This is a genomic window from Estrella lausannensis, from assembly GCF_900000175.1.
In the GTDB taxonomy this organism is placed as follows: domain Bacteria; phylum Chlamydiota; class Chlamydiia; order Chlamydiales; family Criblamydiaceae; genus Estrella; species Estrella lausannensis.
This window is the reverse complement of record NZ_CWGJ01000006.1, coordinates 191132-211946: the sequence shown is the minus strand read 5'-3', so window position 1 is coordinate 211946 and position 20815 is coordinate 191132. Positions and strand designations below refer to the sequence as shown.

Here is a 20815-nt window from a genome sequence, read left to right as displayed (position 1 = left end):
CTCTTTAATTATTTTTTCTTGTTGGCGATGGTTCTTCTCTTACCCTTCCTGGTGCGGGAATTGGTGCGAGTCCGCTGTCCTCTAACGGGTAATCCGGCACGGTGCCTGGATCCTCTGTAGGCGTGAATACTTACCAAGCGCTTAATGTTGTTTTGTACTTGTCGTCTCAAATCACCCTCAACAACGTACTCGTTTTGGAGCAAGGTGTTGATCTTAGCGATGTCGTCCTGGGTAAGCTCATGAGCTCTCATACCAGGATTCAACTTGAGACGGGCGATGATGTCGTTGGATACGGAGCGTCCGATTCCGTAGATGTAGGTCAGGGCGATCTCCAATCGTTTTTTGTCAGGTATGTCAATACCAATAACTCTAGGCATCTAATTCTCCTAAAAATTTTTCAAGAATAGAAATAATTTAGCACAGTGTTTATATACTATCAAGGTATTAACGGCCCCTGATCCTGCCTCTCTTCATAAAGCCTTCGTATCTCTTCATCAGAAGATGCGACTCGACTTGCTTCATGGTATCTAATACGACCCCGACTAAAATCAGGAGGGATGTTCCACCGAAGAAGTAACTGATCGACTGAGGAACACCTAAGAGCCTCTGTACGATCGCCGGCAATATGGCAATCAGCGCAAGGAATATGGCCCCTATCAGCGTCACTCTGTTCATCGTTGCTTCAAGGTACTCCTGTGTGGGCCTACCCTGTCTGATCCCAGGTATAAACGCGCCATTCTTCTTCATGTCCGAAGCGATCTGGTCGGGATGAAATTGTGTCGCCGTCCAGAAGAAGGTAAAGAAGACAATGAGCGAAATATAGAGCACATAATAGAGCTCAGTTCCCGGCATCAAGTAACTTGCCGCTGTACCCAGCCAGTTGCCAGAGCCTACGAATGTTCCCAAAGTCGCAGGAAACATGAGTAGGGAGGAGGCGAAGATGACCGGTATAACTCGTGCATAGTTAACCTGTAACGGAATGTACGAAGCCGAACCTTGGGTTTCCCTTCTACCAATGACGCGTCTGGCATGCTGCAGTGGTATGCGCCGATGGCCCTGTGTAATCAGGATCGTCGCTATCGTGACAAGCACGAACACACCCAAAAGCAGGAGAACAGAGGCGAAATTCATCTGTCCTGTCTCTTGCGAATCCAGGTTGAGCTGCTGCATAATCATCCCGAAAGAGGAAGGCAGCTGGGAAAGGATACCAATTGTGATGATCAAGCTCATCCCATTGCCTATTCCACGCTCGGTGATCTGCTCACCAACCCACATTAAGAACATAGTTCCAGTCGTCATGGTAGCTATTACAACGAGGTAATAGAGCCATGGGGTTCCAAACATCTGAATATCAAGCAACTCTCCTGTGATAATCCCAGGTTTTGCGATATTCATTTGCAATGCGTACTTAGCAAAAAGTCCCGACTGTAAAACAGAAAGAATTACAGTCAGAATTCTGGTAACTCTACCGACTTTTCGTTTACCGGCTTCAGGATTTTCCCTCACTTCCCTCTGCAGCGATGGCCACGTAGCTACAAGGAGCTGCGTGATAATGGATGCCGAAATATTCGGCACCACACCTAATGCTACAACAGTCATTTGAGAAAATGCACCGCCGGAAAAAATGTCGATCATCTGAAAGATGTTTTGTCCGCCGCCCATTGCCTGCTTAAAGTAGGATAGAGCGACATCGCCATCAATTCCTGGTACTGGTACAAAGCCGCCTATTCGGCAAATGCTCAGCATCAGTAATGTAAATAAAATCTTCTGCTTTAACTCAGGGACTTGAAATACTCGGTTCAGGGCAGCGAACATGAGCTTTCGGCTCCTTCTTTTTCCGTATCAGTTATTTGCCAAGCTCTCGAAATTCGATTTTAGCTTCTGCTAGTTTGGATTTGGCTGTCTGCGAGAAAGCGTGCGCTTCGATCGTCACTTTCTTTGTCAGCTCGCCTGTGCCCAAAATTTTCAGAGCTCTCACGTTTCCGCTTAAGAATCCTTTCTCCTTTAACGAATCGATATTCACCGTTTCGCCAGCATGATACATATCATCGATCTGCTTAAGGTTGACAACATCGAACTTCTGTTCGAACTGAGCGTTGCTAAATCCTCTTTCAGGGTATTTCATAAAGGCTCTGAACTGACCGCCTTCATAAGTAAGCCTGGTCTTAGTTCCCGATCTTGCGCCTTCACCCTTAGTGCCGCGTCCGCAGGTTTTGCCGGCTCCGGAGCCAATGCCCCTACCGACTCTTCTTCTTTTTTTGCGGCCTCTGGAAAAGTTGCCTAAATTGCTTAAAGTAATCATGCCTTGCTCCTCACCTTTTTGATCGAATCTCTGGTTTGGAGTTTATCCAATGCCCTGAAGATTGCTTTGACCATGTTGACGGGATTGCTTCCGCTTAAGTTCTTAGCCATCACGTCTTTGATGCCTGCAAGTTCCAGCACATCGCGCAGTTTCGAACCAGCGATCATGCCTCCGCCCTTCGCGACAGGCTTCATAAGCACAGATACGCCGTCAAATTTAACAACGATCTCGTGTGGTATAGTTGTTCCCTCCATTGGGAAAGAACGCATATTTTTGCGAGCGAGCTCGCCGCCTTTTCTAATGGCATCGGTAAGTTCGTTTGCTTTCGCAAATCCGTAACCTACTTTACCATTACCGTCGCCGGCCAAAATCAGGGCGGAAAAGCTAAACTTTTTACCCCCCTTAACGGTCTTGGAGCAGCGGTTGATATGTAGAACTTTTTCTACTACATCGCTCTGCACCTTGTCCCTTTTTGACCCTTCGGATTCGGATCGGCCTCTTCTTGGTGAATCGGCAGCCGATCGTTCTCTTCGTGGCGCGTCGGATGGGCCTCTTTCTCTTTTAGATGTGTCGTTCTGTTTTGCCATGCTTTTAACCCGGATTGTTAAATCTGTAACCCAGCATTTCTTGCTGCATCCGCAAGCTCTGCCAATATGCCGTGGTATTTAAATTGTCCACGGTCAAACTTTACTTTCTTAATGTTCAGGCCCTGTGCGGCTTTGGCGATAACTTCGCCTAATTTCGCAGCGGAGGCCTTGGATTTCTTGGCAAACTCGGTCCCCTTAAGCTCTTTGCTTAGAGTGGACGCGCTGCAAAGGGTTTTATGAGATTCATCATCGATGATCTGAACCATAATGTGCTTGTTTGTCTTGACGACGCACATTCTGGGGAATTCAGATGATCCTCTCAACTTTTTGCGGATGCGCATTGCACGCTTTTTTTGGATCCGAACTTTATTTGACTGACTATTTTTCATAGGGGTTGCCTAGTTGTATCCTTTTTACTTGCCAGAAGCCTTACCTTGCTTTCTTCTGACGTATTCGTCTGAATATTTAATTCCCTTGCCCTGATATGGTTCAGGTGGCTTCTTCGACCTGATGTCCGCAGCGAACTGACCCACTTTTTGTTTGTCCGCACCTGTGATGGTAATCATTGTGTTCTTTTCGACAGTCACAGTGATTCCTTCCGGTATAGGTAGGACAGTTGGGTGGGAGTTGCCGACCTGGATGTCGATCATCTTACCTTTCAGAGCAGCTCTGTAACCGACGCCGACCATTTCCAGCTTTCTCTCGAAGCCTTGAGATACGCCATGCACCATGTTGTTGATGATGGCTCTCCACAGGCCGTGGTGAGCTGACTGTTCTGTCATGTTTTCATCTGCTTCTACGTGCAGTTCGGTGCCTTCTTGCTTGATTTTGATGTACTCAGGTACATCTTTCTTCAAAGTCCCTTTAGGACCTTTTGCAGAAAACTCAGCGGGGCTGATCTTAATTTCAACGCCTTTCGGCAGAGCGATTGGCTGTTTACCTTTTCTCGACATTGCGCTTCTCCCCTCAATTACCAAATCTTGCACAATAGTTCACCGCCAATGCGGCGCTGTTTCGCTTCCAAACCGGGCATTACGCCTTGGGAAGTCGATACGATTGCCAGTCCGTATCCGCCATAGAAGTTGGGGATTTCGTCGGACTTGACGTATTTCCTGAGACCGGGTTTGGAAATTCTTTCCAGTCCTTTAATAACAGGTTTTCTCTGTTCGGAATATTTCAGGAATACTCTAATTGTACCGCGTGTTTCGCTTTCTTTACGTACGATGAAGTTGTCAATGAACCCTTGGGCTTTGAAGATCTCACAAAGGTTTTCGTTCATTTTGCTCCAGCTTACGTCAACATAGCGTCTTTCTGCTGTACTACCGTTTCTAACTCTTGTCAGAAAATCAGCTATTGGATCGCTTAATGCCATGAGACTCTCTCCTTATATCTTATGCTGGTACTACGACGGGCAAGTTTTTAAATGGAAGACCAAGCCATCTCAACAACTCGATGCATTCATCATCGGTTTTGGCAGTGGTAACAAAGGTGATGTTCATCCCTTGTGTTCTCTTCACTTCGTCTAAGTCGACTTCAGGAAAGATCTGCTGGTCATCAATACCCAGCGAATAGTTGCCTTTGCCGTCGCCCTTCGGGTTAAAGCCCCTAAAGTCTTTAATACGGGGGCAAACAACGTTGAAAAACCTGTCCATGAAATCATAAAGACGCTTTCCACGCAGCGTCACTTTGATACCAATCGGCTGTCCTTCTCTCAACTTGAAGTTGGAGATCGATTTAGTCGATTTGATCAAAATGGGCTTCTGCCCGGAAATCATCGTCATTTCATTAAGACAGTCTTGCACCGCATTCTTGTCCTTGGACGCCTCGGCGATACCCATGCTGATGACGACCTTGTCCATCTTGGGGATCATCATCGGATTAGCGTACTGATACTTTTCGTTCAGCGCGCTTTTTATTTGACTTTCATATCTTTTCTTTAGACGCGACATCTTTTATCTCGTTTAAATGTTGTGTTTTTTAACTGAACGATAGACTTTTACATCTTTGCCATCGCGATATACTAATTCTTTGTCGGTATTATCGTTCAATCGTGCTTTCAGCTTCAGCGGCTTTCCTTCTTCGTCAGAGACTTGAAGATTGGAAAGATGCACCGGCTTTTCCAATTCTAAAATTTTTCCCTGGGGATTTTGTTGCGATTTTCTTACATGCTTCTTTTTAATGTTGAAGCCCTGGACGATCGCTTTGTCCCCTAATACTTTCAGAACTTTTCCCGTTTGGCCTTTGTTGTTGCCAGCGATAGCTACAACCAAATCACCTACGCGGATTTTTTTTGTTCGTGTCGTTTCTGCAGCTTTCATTTAGATAACCTCCGGCGCCAAAGACGCAATTTTTAGATAGCCCTTGTCCTTAACTTCCCTAGCGACAGGTCCAAAAATACGCGTACCACGCGGGTTTTGTTTATCGTCAATCAATACGCAGCTGTTGGAATCAAATCTGATTTTTGATCCGTCTTTACGCTTGATGTATGTTGTCGTTCTAATGATTACGCATTTCACGACTTCGCCTTTTTTTACGCTCCCGTCTGGTGTTGCTGCCTTTACGGAACAGACAATCACATCGCCTACTTGAGCGTAGCGTCTCTTCGAGCCGCCTAATACTTTGAAGCACTTCACACGCTTTGCACCCGTGTTGTCGGCGACTTCGAGTATCGATTCTTGTTGAATCATATCTTTAAACTCCGATCATTTTCTTTTAGCGTCTTGTCAAAGAGTTGTCAGGGCTATTCAGCCACTACTCGCCAGCGCTTTAGCTTTGACAGGGGGCGCGTTTCTTGTATTGTCACTTTCTGGCCGATCTCAAGGGGGCTGCCTTCATGATGAGCGTAATACTTCTTTCTGAGCGTAATTACTTTCTCATAACGAGGATGGCGCGTTACCCTCTCAACCGATACCACGACCGTCTTTTGCATCTTGTTAGAGATGACGATCCCTTGTTTAACTTTTCTTTTATTATCCCGAGTAGAATCCATGATGACCTCTTTCACCTTACCTAATTTCGAGTTCCTTTTCACGGATCACCGTAAGGACTCTTGCTATCTCTCTGCGTTTATTTTTCGCAAAGCTTGGCTGATCAATTTTTTTCGATTGCTTTGCATCGTTAACCCATGCAAAGAGTTCTTTTCTCATATCGATCACATCGGCTTTCAGCTCATCAAGCGACTTATCTCTGAGATCTTTAGCTTTTAACATTTCAACCTCTTAAACTACTTCTACTCGTTCTACAAAGCGCGTCTTGATTCCCAGCTTGGCAGCGGCTCTGCGGAGAGCGTCTTGCGCTTCTTCCTTAGGAACGTTCGCGACTTCAAACAGGACTCTTCCGGGCCTGATAACGGCTACCCAATGGTCGACGTTACCTTTACCTTTTCCCATCCTGACTTCAGCAGGTTTTTTGGAAACAGGTTTGTCAGGGAATACTCTGATCCAGACCTTCCCTTTACGCTGGAAGTGTCTGTTGATAGCTACCCTGCAAGCCTCGATTTGCTGACCTGTCAGCCAGCCTCTGTCGAGTGCCTGGATGCCGAATTCGCCGAATTCGATAAAATTACCGCCTTTGCTAAGACCTCTTCTTTGGCCTTTCTGCGCCTTGCGGTGCTTAGTTTTTTTTGGCATCATCACCATGGCTATGCAACCTCCTTCTTGATACGGTCGTCTTCGCCTCGGTTGATCCAAACTTTGACACCGATGCTTCCGTATGTCGTTTCAGCTCTTCCTCTTGCAAAATCGATATCGGCTCTTAGTGTGTGGAGAGGAATGCTTCCCTCTTTGTACCACTCAGTTCTAGCGATCTCAGCGCCTCCAAGTCGTCCGGAACACTGGACTTTAATTCCCAATGCGCCTGCGTCTCTCGACTGCTGGATTGCTTTCTTCATCGCTCTTCGGAAGGGGATCCTTCTTTCGAGCTGCTTCGCGATACCGTCTGCAACGATCTTCGCATCGAGGTCAGGTCTCTTGATTTCTTCAACTTCAACCCAAACTTCCTTTCCAGTCAGCTTGGAGAGTTCAGCTTTCAGAATGTCAATTTCTGAACCTTTTTTGCCAATGACAAGACCAGGTCTTGCCGTGCAGATCGTAACTTCGATCTTACCGCTCATTCTTTTGATGACGATGTTAGAAGCACCCTGACAAGCAGGTTTTTTCTTCAGGTATTCGCGCAGTTTATGGTCTTCTATCAGAAGAGCACCGAACTCTTGCTTGTTAGCAAACCACTTTGAGCGCCAATTTTTGTTTCGGATTAAGCGTAAACCGATCGGATTGACTTTTTGTCCCACTGCGTTCTCCTTATTCTTTTCCTACGACAACGGTCAGGTGGCTTGTTTTCTTTTGGATGGGGTGACGGGAGCCACGGCTGCGCGGTCTTGCTCTCTTAATACGAGGGCCTTCATCAACACGCACTTCAATCACTTTCATTTCTTCGCGCTTCAAGTCATGCTGTGTTTCAGCATTCGCCACGGCGCTATCCAAAGTTTTTTTAAGCAGCTTGCCGCCTTTGCTGTTTGCAACTTGCAGCTGAAAAGAAGCCTCTTCAACCGGAAGGTTCCTGATCAGCCCGGCAGCTAACCTGATTTTTCTTGGGCTAATTCTTACGTATTTTGTTATTGCTTTTGCAGAAGTCATGATTTACCGCCTATTTAGCTGAAGAGGAGGCGCCCTCTTGCTTCTTAATTGGGTGCCCTTTAAAAATTCGGGTAGGTGAAAATTCACCGAGCCTGTGACCGACCATGTTGTCTGTCACGTAAACGGTAATGAATTTTTTACCGTTGTGCACATCGAACGTATGTCCAATCATTTCGGGAATGATCATCGATCTTCTGGACCACGTCTTAATGGGCTTTTTGTCACCCTTTTCGTTCATTACTTCCACTTTCTTGAGCAGGTGATGGTCAACAAAGGGACCTTTCTTTAGCGATCTTCCCATCGTTACTTCTTCCTTCGATCTTTAATGATAAGTTTGCTTGACTTCTTGAGGGATCTTGTCTTGAATCCTCTCGTGTACTGAGACCAGGGAGTCTGCGGATGGTTACCCTTGCTCTTACCTTCGCCGCCGCCGTGCGGGTGATCGACCGGGTTCATGACTGTACCACGAACTGTCGGACGGACACCTTTCCAGCGCATACGTCCCGCTTTACCTTCAACGCGGAGATTATGCTCGGAATTGGAAACCTGTCCAAACGTCGCTCTGCACTCTTCGTTGATGAGACGGACTTCACCGGAGGGCATCCTGATCGTTGCGTAGCCGCCGCTTCTCGCCATCAACTGGGCTGAGAGACCTGCGGATCTGACCAATCTGGCGCCTTGCTCTGGACGCATCTCGATGTTATGGATGATCGAACCCAGTGGCATATCTTTCAGGCGCATGCAGATACCTACCGCAAATGGAGGCTCGCTGCTCGTCTGAACTGTATCGCCAACTTTAAGACCTTCTGGAGCGATGATATATCTCTTTTCGCCATCAACATAGTGGAGAAGCGCGATATAGCTCGATCTGTTTGGATCGTATTCGATGGAAGCAACTTTTGCAGGGATATTTTCTTTTGTCCTTGCGAAGTCGATAATTCTATATTTTCTCTTATGGCCTCCGCCCTTGTGACGGCAGGTGATGTGGCCATGATTGTTTCGTCCGTTGGTGCGCGTTTTAGGAACCAACAAGCTCTTGCACGGATCGACAGTGACTCTTCTGCCTGGTTTTTTGGTGAGAGTCTCGTTTTGTGGCAATACTAACTGCCTTGTACCAGGGGTAATGGGTCGAAATTTCTTCAACATACGTTTTTCCTTACTTCAGCAGTTATACCACTTCAATGCTGTCGCCCACATCCAGGGTGACAACCGCCTTCTTGAATGACGCTGTCATGCCTTCGCGGCCGCGCACTCTTCTGGCTTTGCTCTTCACTTGGATTGTGTTGACCTTCATCACTTTAATATTTTTCTCTTTGTAGATCTCTTCTACCGCTTGCTTGATCTCTTGCTTGTTGGCAGTCTTATCTACAATAAAGACGTACTTGGGTGACTCGCACCTTTTTACGGACGGATTGCTGCTTGCATTTTTAAGTTCTTGCAGCACTTTGGACTTCTCCGTTACATGGAGATGCTTAATAATCGCAAAAGGATCGTTTTTTCTCGTTGCCATAGTTTAAATCCCCTACCCTTTTTTCGAGCTTGATTTCTCGTCATCTTGACAGAGCCATGCTTCGATTTCTTTCAAAGCTGCTTCTGTCATATAAAGATCTTTTGCGACGATGACATCATATCCGCTGATATTTTGCGCAAGAGAAAAACGAGCTTTTGGGATATTCCTCATGCTCTTGATAAAATTGTCGTGCTTTTCACAGCGAACGCTGACGCGGATTTTTTCGCTTTCAGCTTCGAACTCAGCCCACTCGCCTTCGCCCAAGAAGAGGACGCGGCCTGTTGTGTTCATCTTACCCAGGAAACCTGCGACAGTTTTTGTCTTAGGAGCATCCAGGTTAAAGCTGTCTACAACATGAAGGTTACCGCTTCTGATTTTTTCACCGATCAAAGCGCGGATTGCTGCTTTCTTTTCTTTCTTGTTAATTCGGACGTGCTGGTCGAACTTCGGCTTAGGACCATGCACGATACCGCCGCCTCGGAACTGTGGGGAAACCAAAGAACCTTGTCTCGCGTTCCCTGTTCCTTTCTGCTTGTACGGCTTCTTGGTTGTGTGCACTACTTCGGAGCGACCTTTGGTGCTTGCGGACCACTGGCGCTGGTTTTCGCGAATTGCCACGATGTAGTCTTTAATCATCTGCGTGTTGGCTTCGGCTTCTGCAAGCTGAGGACTGATGTTAACAGTGCCTACCTCTTGGCCGTCCAACTTAAATTTCTTTAGCGTTGACACGTTTTTCTCCATTCAACTGTTGCGAATTAGGCTGCCTTGTTTTTCTTCTTGGCTTGCGTCACATACACAAGAGCATCAGTCGGACCAGGAACCGCTCCCTCGACGAGCAAAACTTGCTCTTCAGGAAGGATCTCTACAATCCTCAGATTCTGCAATGTGACTTGAATATCGCCCATATGGCTCGCTTGACCTATACCCGGTATACAACGGCCGGGTGTAGATCTCATACCCTGAGATCCCCTTGAACGGTGAAACTGCGAAGCACCGTGGGATGCAGGTCCCCCAGCATAGTTATGCTTCTTCATTACACCCTGGAAACCTTTTCCTTTCGATGTGCCTGTCACATCGACATGAGTCAGGCCTTGGAATGCTTCCACTCCAATTTCTTGTCCTGACTGATAGGCAGAACTGTCTTCAACACGGGTTTCTTTCAGGTGTTTTCTCGCTTCTACACCGTGTTTTTTAAAATGACCTCGCAGAGGCTTCTTTGTTCTCGCCTCTTTGCGGCGCGGATCGTTAGCTACGACTTCTTCATAGCCGAGCTGAACCGCAGAATATCCATCCGTCTCTTCATTCTTCACTTGGACGACGATATTTTTTGAAAATTCAATTGCAGTGCATGGCACAGCATTGCCGTCTTTATCAAAAAGCTGGACCATTCCACGCTTTCGTCCCATCAATTTGAGTGTCATATGAAATCCCTAATATTCACATCTGTGAGATTTTGTTTTCGAAATTACCTTTGTACCGTGTGTCAAGTTGCGCACGAAGCACGCTCTTGCCAGCGGTTTCATAAGGGAAGATGCCCAAAAAAATGAGCATTTTTTTTGTCGAAAGGTACAGCTTAACAGACTAAGTTATTTATCACAAGAGAAAATCAGAGAGAATATCCCTGACAACTTTTTGAGAGATGCTTTGTTAACCTATTCAACCTGTGCCACCTGCAAAACCACAGGCCGACTACCGGCGAGACAGGCATTACAATCCACTCGCCTCTTTTAATCCGCTAATTCTTAAGTTGATAAATCATAAACTTCTTGATTTATAATCAACGATAGCCGCAGCCATTGTTTCTTGTTGCTAGTCCCCTACGAGCAAAGCGCTTCAACTAGTCTAAAGTCTAGGCCACAAGCACTCTAGGATGAAATTTACGAAATCGCGCTATAGCGCATGCGCCACGGAAATTTGGTTTCGAGAAAAGGAAAATTGCTCACGATCGAAAAAGTGCAAGTCACCAAATATTGTAATTTCGAGCCGGCCGGCAATCTTTCAAACGGGCAATGCTCTCAATGCAGCCATACTGAACTTTAGTAACAAATTCTCGGTAGTTTACAGCTCCTTTTCCACTTCCTGCTGCATTGCAATCCGCTTAAGCACGACCTCATCACCCTCTCTCAACTGCTTTCTTTTTTTTTCGCCCCAGACCACTACATACTCCTCCAGCGCAAGATGTCGGGTGAGGTCAGCCACTCTCATTCCTTTGGGCACCGCCTTGCTTTTTCTTTTCCCACCAGGGTAAATCAGAACGATCGAGATCATTTTACGCTCTTTAACAACGATACGCTCACCATCTGCGACTACCCTTGCCAAGTTCCAGCCATCCACCCTGCCTTCGGGCTTTACTCCAGCCTCTTGCAGCACCTCTGCCAGCTTTGCACCCGTCGCTAAGCGATGAATCCCCGGAGAGTCCACAGCACCCTCTACATAAACATTAATTGCCGCTCCATCTGTTTCAAGCAGCCAGGCGGATTTTTCCCTCTCTTCGACATATGAAATAGCGATCACTGCCATGATGAATGCAGCAAATACCGACAGGGCGGTCCACTCTCTTTTCCAAAGAAGCGTTTTATCAACATCTGTTTTCATATTCATTACCCTAAAAATAAAAAAACCCATTCCGGACTATATCCGAAACGGGTTTTTACTTCACAGAGAAGCGCTTTTACCTTAGACGGCGACTGGATCTAAGTGAGGTTTACGATAGGACTGTGGCCTATTTCTTTCCTCATAAAGGCTCTTCGCCAAGTTAAGCGTATGGGTTGCAAACCAGCCGGCTGCGAATGAAGCGACAAACACAGTGGAGGCCGCAAAACCTACGAACAAGGCAACAAGGCCCAAAATACCAAGCACAAGCTTACCTACGTTGTTTGCGATGCCAAGCCACTCTTTCGTCTTGACTTTGCCGCTGTTCTGCTTTTCGATATCAACGTTTGCGTTGTAGCCGTCGATTTTCTTCTGACAGTCACCGTTCAACGTTGCGCTTTCTTCGCCATTTTCAAGCTGCTCGACATAAACAGTCCATCTTCTTTGGCGGTTTTCCAGTTTTGCTACCAATCTCGTGTCGGCATCATCCAGATTGCCATCAGCATCCGCTCTACTTTTGATATTGCCGATTTCATCTCCTAAAACCTGCAATTTCGCCCTTGCAACTTCGTCCAAAAACTTATCTTTGTCAGCTGCAGCAGACTGCATTCTGTCAGTCCACTTCTGCACCTTGCCTTCCAAGGAAGCCACTTTTGCATCTTGCTTGCCCATCGAGATGGCGGAGTGCCAAATCCCAAAGAACGATGCTGGGATGTAGAAAGTGTTTTTCACAACTTCCAACGGTACTACCCCTGGAGCGATCGGTGATATGAAAGAACCTAAGTTGATCGCACCTGCATTATGGAGAAAGCTGGAGAACTCAAGGCCGTGACTTACTGTCAAAGCGCTCTGGCTAACATATTTCTGCCATGTCCAATCTTCTCTTTTCTTTGGGGAAAACCACTCATATCCTCTGTCGACGATATTCAAAGCGCCAACCAAACCGGAAAACGCGCCAAACTGCTTCATGACATTTTTGATTGCAGGATTGGAAACCTGTGCACCAACCTCGATAGCTTTCCATCCATTGGAAACCACTTTGCTGAAAGAATCGAGTGTTCCCGTGCTCTTCTTCACATCGCTGCCAAATCCAGTGATCCACTCAAACGGCTTAAGCACAACTGACATATGTACCTCTTATAAATTGATATTCTGTTAAACAAATTCTTTCTGATTAAAGTGCTTATAAAGGAAGCTCGTTAAACCGAACCCCGAAGCCACAACTCCCAACGCCGCAATCGCCGGCACGCAAATGCCTGGAATTAAAAGCAGCGTATAGAGAGCAACATAAGCAACCGAACTGATCAGGTCAAAGATCGCTTTGGTCCTCTTAGCTCCGTTATCTGCGTCGATAATGTTTTTAACCGCGTCTGCCGCTAAAAAGCCAAAACCCACCGCCGCAAGACCGCCGACCATATTGCCAAGCCCCACTTCTGCAAGCGCCTGAAATGCGCCTCCTATGACGGGCGTATTACCAATCAATGCAGCAATCTCTCCAAGAGCTAAAAAGCCAAGCTCGCCAAGCCAAAGAACGAATCCGCCTACTGCTGCGACGGTCAGCGAGGCGTTAGCTCCTACGCCAAAAAAAGTGTCGTTCTTGAAATCGCCATTAATCCAATAGTGCAGGGAACTGAAAAGATCCATCGCGTCTATAATCGAGAGACCGCCACCAATTTTTTGGAGCGTATAGGTAAATGGCTGCTTGTTTCCCAACGCATATTCAGCACCCATGAACGCATAGTTGCTAAACTTCAAGGCTGAATAAAAAGCGTTACCATCCTTCTTGATCGCTTGAGCACCCTCTAAAACCTTCTCGCCAAACCCAGGCTGATAGACTTGGGGATACCCTGCAGTTATCGTTGTCATCGTTAACCTCTAATTTTAAAGAATCTTATTATAGCACAACTATAAAGTTTTAGTAAAGACAATCCGGATAGGCTACTAGGCTTGAATTTGAAAAATTCAAGCCCACAACAACCATTAAAACAAATGAAAGAAGCAAACGACGTATAAATTAAAAATTAATTCATACAACAGACGAGAAACAAAGGAGGGGGGGGGTTAAAGCGCGTCGGAGATAATCTCGAAGCTTCCGCCCATAAGGCCGGAAACCCATTCTTTGGCAGGCAGGCGTTTACGCCCTGCAGTCTGGAGCTCTAAAATTTCGAGGGTATTGCGCCCGCAGCGGATCAAAACTCTTCCTTTACCGGGGAGAACAACAGTCCCAGGCTCTCCCTCCTCTTTAATCACAGCAGAGCGGTACACCTTGACGACGAACTGCTCACCCCGGATCTGCGCGAAGAAAAAGGCACCCGGCTCAGGGCTCAGGGCACGGATCAGATTATGCAGGCATGCTGCACTCTTGGAAAAGTCGAGCCGACATTCCGCTCCCTCAATTTTGGGAGCCAGCGTCGCACTCGATTCCTCTTGCTCAGAAGAGGCCGGAGCGCCCATTTCGAATTGTTTAATCACATCCGCAAGAAGCTTAGCGCCCACTTCGCCCATCACCTTCTCCAATTGACCTAAGTTCATATCGGAGGGTACCGGTATTTTCTCTTGGGCAATTATCGGTCCGGCATCCATTTTCCTCACCATATGCATGATGGTTACGCCGGTTTCCTCCTTCCCGTCCAGAAGAGCTCTCTGCATAGGCGCTGCGCCGCGGTATTCCGGCAGCAAGCTGGCATGCATGTTGATCGCGGCCACCGCGGGAATGTCCAACACTGCTTGCTTGACAATCTCACCATAAGCGACAACTGCAAAGAGGTCGGGCTTCAGCTCTTTAAGAGCTTCTATAAATTGAGGATCTGACGCTTTTTCCGGTTGCAAAAGGGGTAAATTAAGCTCTTCAGCAGCTACCCTGACAGGTGTCGGCTGAAGCTTCATCGAACGGCCTTTCGGCTTATCGGGCTTGCTGACAACGGCTACCACCTCTACTCCCTGCGCCTGCAGATGACGCAAAACAAAAGCAGCGATATCGGGGGTACCAAAGAAAACGACGCGCACTAAACTACCTTCCGTTTAAGATTGCATAGCTGTCTGCGGCTCTAACTGATCTCCCTGCTCTCGGGTGATCCCCTGCTGCCCCATCAGTCCGCGCTTGGAAGCTTTACAGAACTGAATGAAGTGAACGACCTCATCCAATGGTTCAAGCTCTTCTTCACAGCGGGCAAGCGACTCTTCGAGTTTTAACCTGGAGCGGAACACCAGCTTAAACGCACGCGAGAGCTCCTGCCTTACTTGGAGGGAATACCCAGCCCTCTTGAGACCGATGATGTTCAGACCCCCATATTTGAATGGAATCCCTCCGCCCAGTGTAAATGGCGGAATATCGTGCGTGATCCGGCTCATGCCGCCCACCATGGAATTGCGGCCTATGGAGACAAACTGATGGATGGGTGTAATTCCACCGATAATGGCATTGTCACCGACATCAACATGTCCCGCAAGGGTAGCGCCGTTGCTCATGATGACTCTGTTTCCTACACGGCAGTTGTGGGCAACGTGGCAATATGCCATCAAAAGGCAGTTATCTCCCACTTCCACCACAGAATTTTCCTGCGTCGAGGAGTTGATGGTAACGAACTCGCGGATTTCGCAGTGTTTACCGATTCTGACAAAGGTTTTTTCACCCTTGAACTTCAGATCCTGTGTTTTCGTTCCAATCGATGCCGAAGGATAGATAGTTGTCCCCTCTCCAATCGTTGTATGGCCGTCGATATAGACGTGCGCTTTGATTGTGACATTGTCCCTTAAAACCACATTTTCTTTAATGATAGCATAAGGCTCAATCGTGACACCCTGTCCAAGAATGGCTCCGGGCTCTATGATCGCTGTAGGATGAATGTTGCGTTGACTCATTGTTGATCCTGAAAATGGATGATTATATCAGTTTCTCTTCGACTAAGGCGAAGCCGATTTCGGCTTCAACGGCGATTTTATCTTCGACATATGCGGTCGCCTGAACCTTGCCGCCTTTACCGCTAAAATGCAACCCTTTGCAAACAAGCCTCAGTTGATCTCCGGGCTTTGCCGGGCTCCTGAATTTAGCACCGTTGATATTGAGCAGCACCGCAATCTTCGGCACATCGGGGTTGGCACGCTGGTAAACTAAGACTCCACCCGCTTGCGCTAAAGCTTCGAGAATCAAAACCCCAGGCATGATCGGCGCTCCCGGGAAATGCCCCTGAAAAAAAGCTTCGTTAATGGTGAGATTCTTAATCGCTTCCACCTCTCCTTTTTCAAGGTCGCAGCGGATGATACGATCGATCAGAAGAAACGGATACCGATGCGGCAAAACTTTCGCGATATCTTTTATACTCATGGGCATCGAAAACTGACTCATGCATACCTCACTTACAACAAATGACCCATATCCAAAGGCGCCTCCAATGAAGAAACGGATTTAACGATCTTCACTATCGGCTGATCCCGCTTTGAACCTCTCGCAGGGAACCTATTAATTTTTTAGCCAGAGCCACATTAGCTGCGTGCCCCGAACGGATGGCAATAATGTGGGCGTTGATCGGATACCCCACCAACGTCAAATCGCCTATCAGATCTAAAATTTTATGCCTTACCATCTCGTCCGGAAAAAAAAGCCCTCCCTTGCTGAAAATGGCATCTCCTTTAATCATGACGGCATTATCCAGGCTTCCGCCCTTGATAAGCCCCCTATCCATTAACGTCGCCACTTCCTCATACAAAGCGAATGTGCGGCAGGAAGCGATCTCCTTTTTGAAGGATTCGGCAGTAATATCGAATGAGCGATACTGGGACTTGATCGCAGGTGTCTCAGGGTAATCGAGAGTATAGCTCACCTTGAATCCGGAGCCCGGAAGCGCCACTACGTGAATATCTTTTTCCGAGTGATAGATCGGTTGTTGGACTGATAGGCAAAATTCAGGACTGTCCAACTCCTCAATTCCCGCCTGCTCGATCATCTCGACAAACACATCGGAGCTGCCGTTGCCTACAGGAGGTTCGATATTGGTCAGCTCAATCGTGAGATTATGAATCCTGTTGGCGTGGATCGCCGCCAAAACATGCTCTACCGTGTGAATGCGGATGGAATCCAAGCCGATGGAAGTGCTACGCGCAGTTTCGGCAGCATATTCAACGAGCGCCGGTATCTCGGGCTGTCCCGGCAAGTCAACTCTTTTAAACACAATTCCTTTCCCAGCAGCGGCGGGGACGAATCGTATGGAGACTAGCCTTCCTGTGTGAATTCCGATCCCGGAAAAGTGCACCTCTTTTTTAAGAGTGCGCTGAGGCTGTGCCGATTTTTGGATCGTGATCGCTTCTATCATCTACATCAAATCCGGAAAGAGTATAAAAAAAGTCCAATAATTTCACTAAAACTCAAATAAGCAACGCTTCGTTCCCAGCCACAAATCACGGCGATCGACATGAAAGAACACAGCATTTAGCCCTACGAGACTTTCCTCGAACTCAAATCAGTATGCTTTGCTGCCCATAGGGTTATAAGCTTCGAAAAAATCTTCAGAATATTGGATTAATATACTGAAATTCTTTTCGAATCTTACAACTCTATGGCGCAAACAAATCGTACCATTTCAGTTTGCGGACCCTCTCTAAGGGGCCTTTACGTTTGAGGTAAAGAGCTGATTGGCAAGTTGTTTTCGGTATTAATCCGCCTTTCGGTAAAGACTACAGTAAAGCTGGTTTGATATCAAGAAGCAAGAAGACATCTCCAGTACACCTAAAAAACAAAACTTACCACTACAGGAGTTGATAAAATCACAAAGAAATGCCGACTCTATCAATAAAAGAATTATCGTTCTTTATTTCGTGCACTTGAAATAAAAAATTGAAGACTGAAGAAACCTATGGCCGCCAAACTGATCAATAGGATCAGTGCATCCCCTGTTTTAGTGTACAAAGTATCGTATGTATAGACTGGAAGAGTGACAGGCAGAGCCGCCCTTAAATTTTGCTGCTCACTCCCTGTTTCCCCTAAAATAGCGACTGGCCTGCCCAGACTATCGATGGCGCAAGTGATTCCTGTATTACAAGCACGCAGTACGGGCGCCCCATTCTCCACGGCTCGAAGGACAGCAAGATCAAAGTGCTGCCTCGGCAAGGAAGAATCCGGATACCAGCCATCGTTGGTCAAATTGACTAAAACCTCAGCCCCCGACGAGCGAATCTGCCGCACAATGGATCCGAACGTTTCATCATAGCAAATGCTCACACCGAAGTTTATTTTATTAATAACAAACAACTTAGCACCACACCCCGGTGTAAAAGACCCAAATACCCCATAATGTTCCGCCGCCTCCCTTAACCATCCAAACGGGATGTACTCCGCCATTGGAACCAATACCTGTTTATCATATCTGTATGGCTCTGTTGCAGCGGTGTTTTCCCCTTCAGGGTGATAAAGGAGAGCAGAGCTAAAAAAAGCTCTTTCGCCCTGAACTTCTTCTATGTGCTCCATGCCTATGAGGACCGCTGCGTTTGCCTGATTGGCAATACCCTGCGCAAAATAGCCGTTGCAAACGAAGGTGCAAATACCGCTGTCTATCTGGTAATCTTTCGCCAACCCCTTCTCTTTCCGCACTTGAGCCGAACCGAACGGAACCTCAAACATCGAGCTCAAAGTTTCACAGGCAATCTCTTTGGGAAAAAGACAAGAGCCGGAAGCGAAAGGAATCACGCTTTCAGGCAGAACAATCAAGTCAAGATCCTTAGTCACCCCGCTCTTTACAAGGCGGGCTATCTCCTCCCACTCCTTGGTCACCAATGCCACCTTTTGAGGCAGGGTCAAATGAAGAAACCCCTTATCCTCCTCCACCTCGAACGCGGTCTGCACCAAGAGAGCGTGCACAACTTTGCGATCCGGAGAACTCGCCATTTCCCCCTCGTGGTATCTAAGAGCGGTCAATCCATACAGATAGGGAAAAGCGAGTAAGCAAAGAAAAAACAGGACGCGAGATAGTGACTTGTCTTTGATCAGGGCAAGAAACGCGCAATTGGTCGCCATCACGAAAAAAGAAAGCAGATAGACACCCCCAATAGAGGCTGCCTGCAGGGAAGCCAGCGTCGATGCGAGAGCCATTCCCGTAGGGTTGAAAGAGAGACCGGCAAGCCAGAAAAGACGTATCCACTCCAGAAACACCCAAAAGCCAGCTAGAGCAAGTATTCCGCTTGCCTTTCCAAGGGTTTTCCGATTCACAAAAAGAGACAGCAACCCCATCTCCGCTCCAACGACAAGGCCGACCAAAAAATAGAGCGGGTAGATGTATAAATAGGGGTGGGATAAAACCCAGGTATACTGAATCCAGGAGACAAAAGCGAACCACAGTGTGCCAAGGAGAAAACGCTTTTTATTACTTTCTTCATCAACAATAAGGAAAAAAAACAGAGAGTAGCCGATTGAAGCCGCCAGAGGGCCCAGCAAGGGAACCGCAGAGGGATTCCCCAAGGAGACTATCAGGGCAGAGAGAATAAAAAGAAAGTAACGCACAGCTCTACCCTTCCAAGCCCGCCTTGGCAATGCGTCTTTTGCGGATCGCATCTATCGAGCAAAGTCCAGCTCCCCTCGAAAGAACGTACAAAAGTCCTCCGGTGATGGCGATGTCCTTAAAGAAAAAAACAGCGCTAAAAATCAATGCATCCCCTTCCTGGCTCCAAAAATTGTGAAAAATGAACGTGGTCGGCAGCAGAGCTAAAATCAAAAACAGGGCGCTGATCCTGGTTCTATAACCGACGAGCACCCCGATTGCCCCCATTATCAGAAGGGCCGCAGAGAGGTTGAGAAAAAGAGCGGGATAGGGAATGGAGTGTTTCTCATAAAGGAGCAAACTTTCTTTGAAGCTCGAAAGCTTGGAGGTGCCCGCCAGGAGAAAGTAGGAGGCGATGAACAGGCGCCCTATCAGCATTCCAAATGATTCGAGCCACGTCATAAAACCCCCTTGATCCTTTGAGACAACTTGTACCTTTTCTCTCAGTTATTCTCAAGAGGAGGTTACGAGCGACTGTCCGCTCTCAAGACTTAGCTTGCCTGATCAACTCAGGGCCATATGTGTCAAAAGCCTCTCCCCAGGCAATCAGAGTAATGTCTTTCAAAGGCGAATGAGGGTAGTTCGCTGCAAAGTCCTTAAATGCCTTGATGGCAATTGGACCGGCAAGCTCCATGGGAAACTTGAATATGCCCGTACCGATGGACGGAAATAATATGCTTGTGAGGCCATTTTCATGCGCCCTCAGCAAGCTGTTGTAATAGGAGTCATAGAGGGCGAGCTTTTTTTTCTCTTTAACTTTAGGGGTATCTTTGTCCGACCATCTTGGACCAACGGCATGTATTATTTTTTTGGTATTTGTCATATTGCCCGGGCCGGATATCATCGCGTGACCTGCTTCCACCTCTTTTTTCCCGATATTTTTCAAATACGCCTGGCACTCCTTGTGGATTTCTGTCCCTCCACTCTGAAAGATCGCCTTGCAAACCCCGCCGCAGAATCGATCCACTTTCAACCCTTCATTAGCAGCGTTGACAACCGCATCCGCCTTATCCTTGCAAAGATCTCCCGAACCGGTCACTTTGACTGAGACCTCCCCGAATTTAGCCTCTGTCAACTTCTTTGGCTGGATCACCGTCTCTTGCTTCGGAAGTATCTTTTCCTTTTGCTGAGGTTGCTTTACCTCCGTCGTCACGAGGGAATTGTTGCCCCTTTTAACCACGGGGACAAGCGCTCTGTCCTTCTCTACATTTTTCTGGAGAACCGCTGCGTTGAAAAGAAGGGAGGATTTGGTCGGATTATCGATGCGAGAAAACTTTCTGTCATACAAAAACAGCCGGCAAAACAGGTGGCCCAGACCCAGCGTGAGAACTCCAAAGGCAATTGATCCGACAAGTGCTTTCTGCTGGTCGCTTTTAGACAGCGCCTGATCATCAGGGTGAAAAACAAAATATTTAAAAAAACCGGTGACTGTAAGCGGGGCCATAACAAACCTCCCTTCCAATTACTATTTATAATAATATAAAACAGAAATTTCACCATGTTAAATAACTATAAAGACATTGCAGATCACACACCGAAAAAGACTCAAAATTTGATTACTAGATGTAAGAAAGCCTCGGGATTGAGACATTTTTGATATAAGAAGAAATCACAGAACTCCTCTCAGCGGCAGCCTATTTTAAACTGTTATTCCAGCGCTCAAT

30 protein-coding genes are annotated in these 20815 nt (G+C 47.0%); all 30 read right to left on the bottom strand.

The annotated features are described in order from the left end of the window. Window positions 1-8 precede the first annotated feature (8 nt). On the bottom strand, window positions 9-377 hold the full coding sequence (rpsM, locus tag ELAC_RS02590) for a 30S ribosomal protein S13 (RefSeq protein WP_098037714.1): 369 nt from the start codon (window positions 375-377) through the stop codon (window positions 9-11). Between the two features lie 67 nt (window positions 378-444). Further along, window positions 445-1815, bottom strand: coding sequence for a preprotein translocase subunit SecY (secY, locus tag ELAC_RS02585; protein WP_098037713.1), 1371 nt, complete (start codon window positions 1813-1815; stop codon window positions 445-447). A 31-nt stretch (window positions 1816-1846) separates the two neighbouring features. Further along, window positions 1847-2302, bottom strand: coding sequence for a 50S ribosomal protein L15 (gene rplO / locus ELAC_RS02580; protein ID WP_098037712.1), 456 nt, complete (start codon window positions 2300-2302; stop codon window positions 1847-1849). Continuing rightward, entirely contained in the window at window positions 2299-2889 is a 591-nt protein-coding gene (rpsE, locus tag ELAC_RS02575) for a 30S ribosomal protein S5 (protein ID WP_098037711.1), read from the bottom strand. The genes rplO and rpsE overlap by 4 nt, the downstream gene beginning before the upstream one ends. A gap of 17 nt (window positions 2890-2906) precedes the next feature. Further along, complete coding sequence (gene rplR / locus ELAC_RS02570) at window positions 2907-3278, bottom strand: 50S ribosomal protein L18 (RefSeq protein ID WP_098037710.1); 372 nt, start codon at window positions 3276-3278, stop codon at window positions 2907-2909. A gap of 24 nt (window positions 3279-3302) precedes the next feature. Continuing rightward, a complete protein-coding gene (gene rplF / locus ELAC_RS02565; protein WP_098037709.1) occupies window positions 3303-3842 on the bottom strand; it encodes a 50S ribosomal protein L6 in 540 nt (179 codons plus the stop codon). A 17-nt stretch (window positions 3843-3859) separates the two neighbouring features. Beyond that, on the bottom strand, window positions 3860-4261 hold the full coding sequence (gene rpsH / locus ELAC_RS02560) for a 30S ribosomal protein S8 (protein ID WP_098037708.1): 402 nt from the start codon (window positions 4259-4261) through the stop codon (window positions 3860-3862). 19 nt (window positions 4262-4280) lie between these two features. Further along, complete coding sequence (gene rplE, locus ELAC_RS02555) at window positions 4281-4838, bottom strand: 50S ribosomal protein L5 (RefSeq protein ID WP_098037707.1); 558 nt, start codon at window positions 4836-4838, stop codon at window positions 4281-4283. A gap of 12 nt (window positions 4839-4850) precedes the next feature. After that, window positions 4851-5207, bottom strand: coding sequence for a 50S ribosomal protein L24 (rplX, locus tag ELAC_RS02550; protein ID WP_098037706.1), 357 nt, complete (start codon window positions 5205-5207; stop codon window positions 4851-4853). After that, window positions 5208-5576, bottom strand: coding sequence for a 50S ribosomal protein L14 (rplN, locus tag ELAC_RS02545; protein ID WP_098037705.1), 369 nt, complete (start codon window positions 5574-5576; stop codon window positions 5208-5210). It lies immediately after the preceding gene. A gap of 53 nt (window positions 5577-5629) precedes the next feature. After that, complete coding sequence (rpsQ, locus tag ELAC_RS02540; protein ID WP_098037704.1) at window positions 5630-5878, bottom strand: 30S ribosomal protein S17; 249 nt, start codon at window positions 5876-5878, stop codon at window positions 5630-5632. Window positions 5879-5894: 16 nt separating this feature from the next. Further along, on the bottom strand, window positions 5895-6098 hold the full coding sequence (gene rpmC, locus ELAC_RS02535) for a 50S ribosomal protein L29 (RefSeq protein ID WP_098037703.1): 204 nt from the start codon (window positions 6096-6098) through the stop codon (window positions 5895-5897). Window positions 6099-6107: 9 nt separating this feature from the next. Continuing rightward, window positions 6108-6524, bottom strand: a complete 417-nt coding sequence (gene rplP, locus ELAC_RS02530) for a 50S ribosomal protein L16 (protein ID WP_098037737.1) — start codon at window positions 6522-6524, stop codon at window positions 6108-6110. Between the two features lie 5 nt (window positions 6525-6529). Then, window positions 6530-7177, bottom strand: coding sequence for a 30S ribosomal protein S3 (rpsC, locus tag ELAC_RS02525; RefSeq protein WP_098037702.1), 648 nt, complete (start codon window positions 7175-7177; stop codon window positions 6530-6532). A 10-nt stretch (window positions 7178-7187) separates the two neighbouring features. After that, entirely contained in the window at window positions 7188-7523 is a 336-nt protein-coding gene (gene rplV / locus ELAC_RS02520; protein WP_098037701.1) for a 50S ribosomal protein L22, read from the bottom strand. Window positions 7524-7533: 10 nt separating this feature from the next. Then, complete coding sequence (gene rpsS / locus ELAC_RS02515; protein WP_098037700.1) at window positions 7534-7824, bottom strand: 30S ribosomal protein S19; 291 nt, start codon at window positions 7822-7824, stop codon at window positions 7534-7536. A gap of 2 nt (window positions 7825-7826) precedes the next feature. Then, on the bottom strand, window positions 7827-8669 hold the full coding sequence (gene rplB / locus ELAC_RS02510) for a 50S ribosomal protein L2 (RefSeq protein ID WP_098037699.1): 843 nt from the start codon (window positions 8667-8669) through the stop codon (window positions 7827-7829). A gap of 22 nt (window positions 8670-8691) precedes the next feature. Beyond that, window positions 8692-9033 (bottom strand): 50S ribosomal protein L23, encoded by a 342-nt coding sequence (gene rplW / locus ELAC_RS02505; protein WP_098037698.1) that lies wholly within the window; start codon window positions 9031-9033, stop codon window positions 8692-8694. Between the two features lie 12 nt (window positions 9034-9045). After that, the gene (rplD, locus tag ELAC_RS02500) at window positions 9046-9762 is read right to left on the bottom strand and encodes a 50S ribosomal protein L4 (protein ID WP_098037736.1); all 717 of its coding nucleotides are present in this window, start codon (window positions 9760-9762) and stop codon (window positions 9046-9048) included. 26 nt (window positions 9763-9788) lie between these two features. Beyond that, window positions 9789-10454 (bottom strand): 50S ribosomal protein L3, encoded by a 666-nt coding sequence (gene rplC, locus ELAC_RS02495; RefSeq protein ID WP_098037697.1) that lies wholly within the window; start codon window positions 10452-10454, stop codon window positions 9789-9791. A 637-nt stretch (window positions 10455-11091) separates the two neighbouring features. Beyond that, complete coding sequence (locus tag ELAC_RS02490) at window positions 11092-11628, bottom strand: SLBB domain-containing protein (RefSeq protein ID WP_158227787.1); 537 nt, start codon at window positions 11626-11628, stop codon at window positions 11092-11094. A gap of 81 nt (window positions 11629-11709) precedes the next feature. Next, a complete protein-coding gene (locus ELAC_RS02485; RefSeq protein WP_098037695.1) occupies window positions 11710-12753 on the bottom strand; it encodes a hypothetical protein in 1044 nt (347 codons plus the stop codon). A 27-nt stretch (window positions 12754-12780) separates the two neighbouring features. Beyond that, entirely contained in the window at window positions 12781-13491 is a 711-nt protein-coding gene (locus tag ELAC_RS02480) for a hypothetical protein (RefSeq protein ID WP_098037694.1), read from the bottom strand. Window positions 13492-13686: 195 nt separating this feature from the next. Further along, window positions 13687-14631 (bottom strand): methionyl-tRNA formyltransferase, encoded by a 945-nt coding sequence (fmt, locus tag ELAC_RS02475; protein ID WP_098037693.1) that lies wholly within the window; start codon window positions 14629-14631, stop codon window positions 13687-13689. A 15-nt stretch (window positions 14632-14646) separates the two neighbouring features. Continuing rightward, window positions 14647-15486 carry an acyl-ACP--UDP-N-acetylglucosamine O-acyltransferase gene (lpxA, locus tag ELAC_RS02470; RefSeq protein ID WP_098037692.1) on the bottom strand — a complete coding sequence of 280 codons (840 nt, stop codon included), beginning with the start codon at window positions 15484-15486 and terminating at the stop codon, window positions 14647-14649. 22 nt (window positions 15487-15508) lie between these two features. Then, window positions 15509-15970, bottom strand: coding sequence for a 3-hydroxyacyl-ACP dehydratase FabZ (gene fabZ / locus ELAC_RS02465; protein ID WP_098037691.1), 462 nt, complete (start codon window positions 15968-15970; stop codon window positions 15509-15511). Between the two features lie 73 nt (window positions 15971-16043). Then, window positions 16044-16934, bottom strand: a complete 891-nt coding sequence (gene lpxC / locus ELAC_RS02460; RefSeq protein WP_098037690.1) for a UDP-3-O-acyl-N-acetylglucosamine deacetylase — start codon at window positions 16932-16934, stop codon at window positions 16044-16046. Window positions 16935-17419: 485 nt separating this feature from the next. Then, a complete protein-coding gene (gene lnt / locus ELAC_RS02455) occupies window positions 17420-19114 on the bottom strand; it encodes an apolipoprotein N-acyltransferase (protein ID WP_158227786.1) in 1695 nt (564 codons plus the stop codon). 4 nt (window positions 19115-19118) lie between these two features. Beyond that, window positions 19119-19553 (bottom strand): DoxX family protein, encoded by a 435-nt coding sequence (locus ELAC_RS02450; RefSeq protein ID WP_098037688.1) that lies wholly within the window; start codon window positions 19551-19553, stop codon window positions 19119-19121. Window positions 19554-19635: 82 nt separating this feature from the next. Beyond that, window positions 19636-20595, bottom strand: coding sequence for a macro domain-containing protein (locus tag ELAC_RS02445; protein WP_098037687.1), 960 nt, complete (start codon window positions 20593-20595; stop codon window positions 19636-19638). Between the last annotated feature and the right edge of the window lie 220 nt (window positions 20596-20815).

Bases quoted from the DNA above. Each gene is read 5' to 3' on its own strand.
- rplF (WP_098037709.1), bottom strand. From the start codon at position 3,842: ATGTCGAGAAAAGGTAAACAGCCAATCGCTCTGCCGAAAGGCGTTGAA.
- rplX (WP_098037706.1), bottom strand. From the start codon at position 5,207: ATGAAAGCTGCAGAAACGACACGAACAAAAAAAATCCGCGTAGGTGAT.
- rplC (WP_098037697.1), bottom strand. From the start codon at position 10,454: ATGACACTCAAATTGATGGGACGAAAGCGTGGAATGGTCCAGCTTTTT.
- lpxA (WP_098037692.1), bottom strand. From the start codon at position 15,486: ATGAGTCAACGCAACATTCATCCTACAGCGATCATAGAGCCCGGAGCC.
- rplN (WP_098037705.1), bottom strand. From the start codon at position 5,576: ATGATTCAACAAGAATCGATACTCGAAGTCGCCGACAACACGGGTGCA.
- rpsH (WP_098037708.1), bottom strand. From the start codon at position 4,261: ATGGCATTAAGCGATCCAATAGCTGATTTTCTGACAAGAGTTAGAAAC.
- rpsQ (WP_098037704.1), bottom strand. From the start codon at position 5,878: ATGGATTCTACTCGGGATAATAAAAGAAAAGTTAAACAAGGGATCGTC.
- ELAC_RS02490 (WP_158227787.1), bottom strand. From the start codon at position 11,628: ATGAAAACAGATGTTGATAAAACGCTTCTTTGGAAAAGAGAGTGGACC.
- fabZ (WP_098037691.1), bottom strand. From the start codon at position 15,970: ATGAGTCAGTTTTCGATGCCCATGAGTATAAAAGATATCGCGAAAGTT.
- rplO (WP_098037712.1), bottom strand. From the start codon at position 2,302: ATGATTACTTTAAGCAATTTAGGCAACTTTTCCAGAGGCCGCAAAAAA.
- rplV (WP_098037701.1), bottom strand. From the start codon at position 7,523: ATGACTTCTGCAAAAGCAATAACAAAATACGTAAGAATTAGCCCAAGA.
- rpmC (WP_098037703.1), bottom strand. From the start codon at position 6,098: ATGTTAAAAGCTAAAGATCTCAGAGATAAGTCGCTTGATGAGCTGAAA.
- rplE (WP_098037707.1), bottom strand. From the start codon at position 4,838: ATGTCGCGTCTAAAGAAAAGATATGAAAGTCAAATAAAAAGCGCGCTG.
- rpsS (WP_098037700.1), bottom strand. From the start codon at position 7,824: ATGGGAAGATCGCTAAAGAAAGGTCCCTTTGTTGACCATCACCTGCTC.
- rpsE (WP_098037711.1), bottom strand. From the start codon at position 2,889: ATGGCAAAACAGAACGACACATCTAAAAGAGAAAGAGGCCCATCCGAC.
- ELAC_RS02485 (WP_098037695.1), bottom strand. From the start codon at position 12,753: ATGTCAGTTGTGCTTAAGCCGTTTGAGTGGATCACTGGATTTGGCAGC.
- lpxC (WP_098037690.1), bottom strand. From the start codon at position 16,934: ATGATAGAAGCGATCACGATCCAAAAATCGGCACAGCCTCAGCGCACT.
- ELAC_RS02450 (WP_098037688.1), bottom strand. From the start codon at position 19,553: ATGACGTGGCTCGAATCATTTGGAATGCTGATAGGGCGCCTGTTCATC.
- secY (WP_098037713.1), bottom strand. From the start codon at position 1,815: ATGTTCGCTGCCCTGAACCGAGTATTTCAAGTCCCTGAGTTAAAGCAG.
- rplW (WP_098037698.1), bottom strand. From the start codon at position 9,033: ATGGCAACGAGAAAAAACGATCCTTTTGCGATTATTAAGCATCTCCAT.
- rpsM (WP_098037714.1), bottom strand. From the start codon at position 377: ATGCCTAGAGTTATTGGTATTGACATACCTGACAAAAAACGATTGGAG.
- ELAC_RS02445 (WP_098037687.1), bottom strand. From the start codon at position 20,595: ATGGCCCCGCTTACAGTCACCGGTTTTTTTAAATATTTTGTTTTTCAC.
- ELAC_RS02480 (WP_098037694.1), bottom strand. From the start codon at position 13,491: ATGACAACGATAACTGCAGGGTATCCCCAAGTCTATCAGCCTGGGTTT.
- rplR (WP_098037710.1), bottom strand. From the start codon at position 3,278: ATGAAAAATAGTCAGTCAAATAAAGTTCGGATCCAAAAAAAGCGTGCA.
- rplB (WP_098037699.1), bottom strand. From the start codon at position 8,669: ATGTTGAAGAAATTTCGACCCATTACCCCTGGTACAAGGCAGTTAGTA.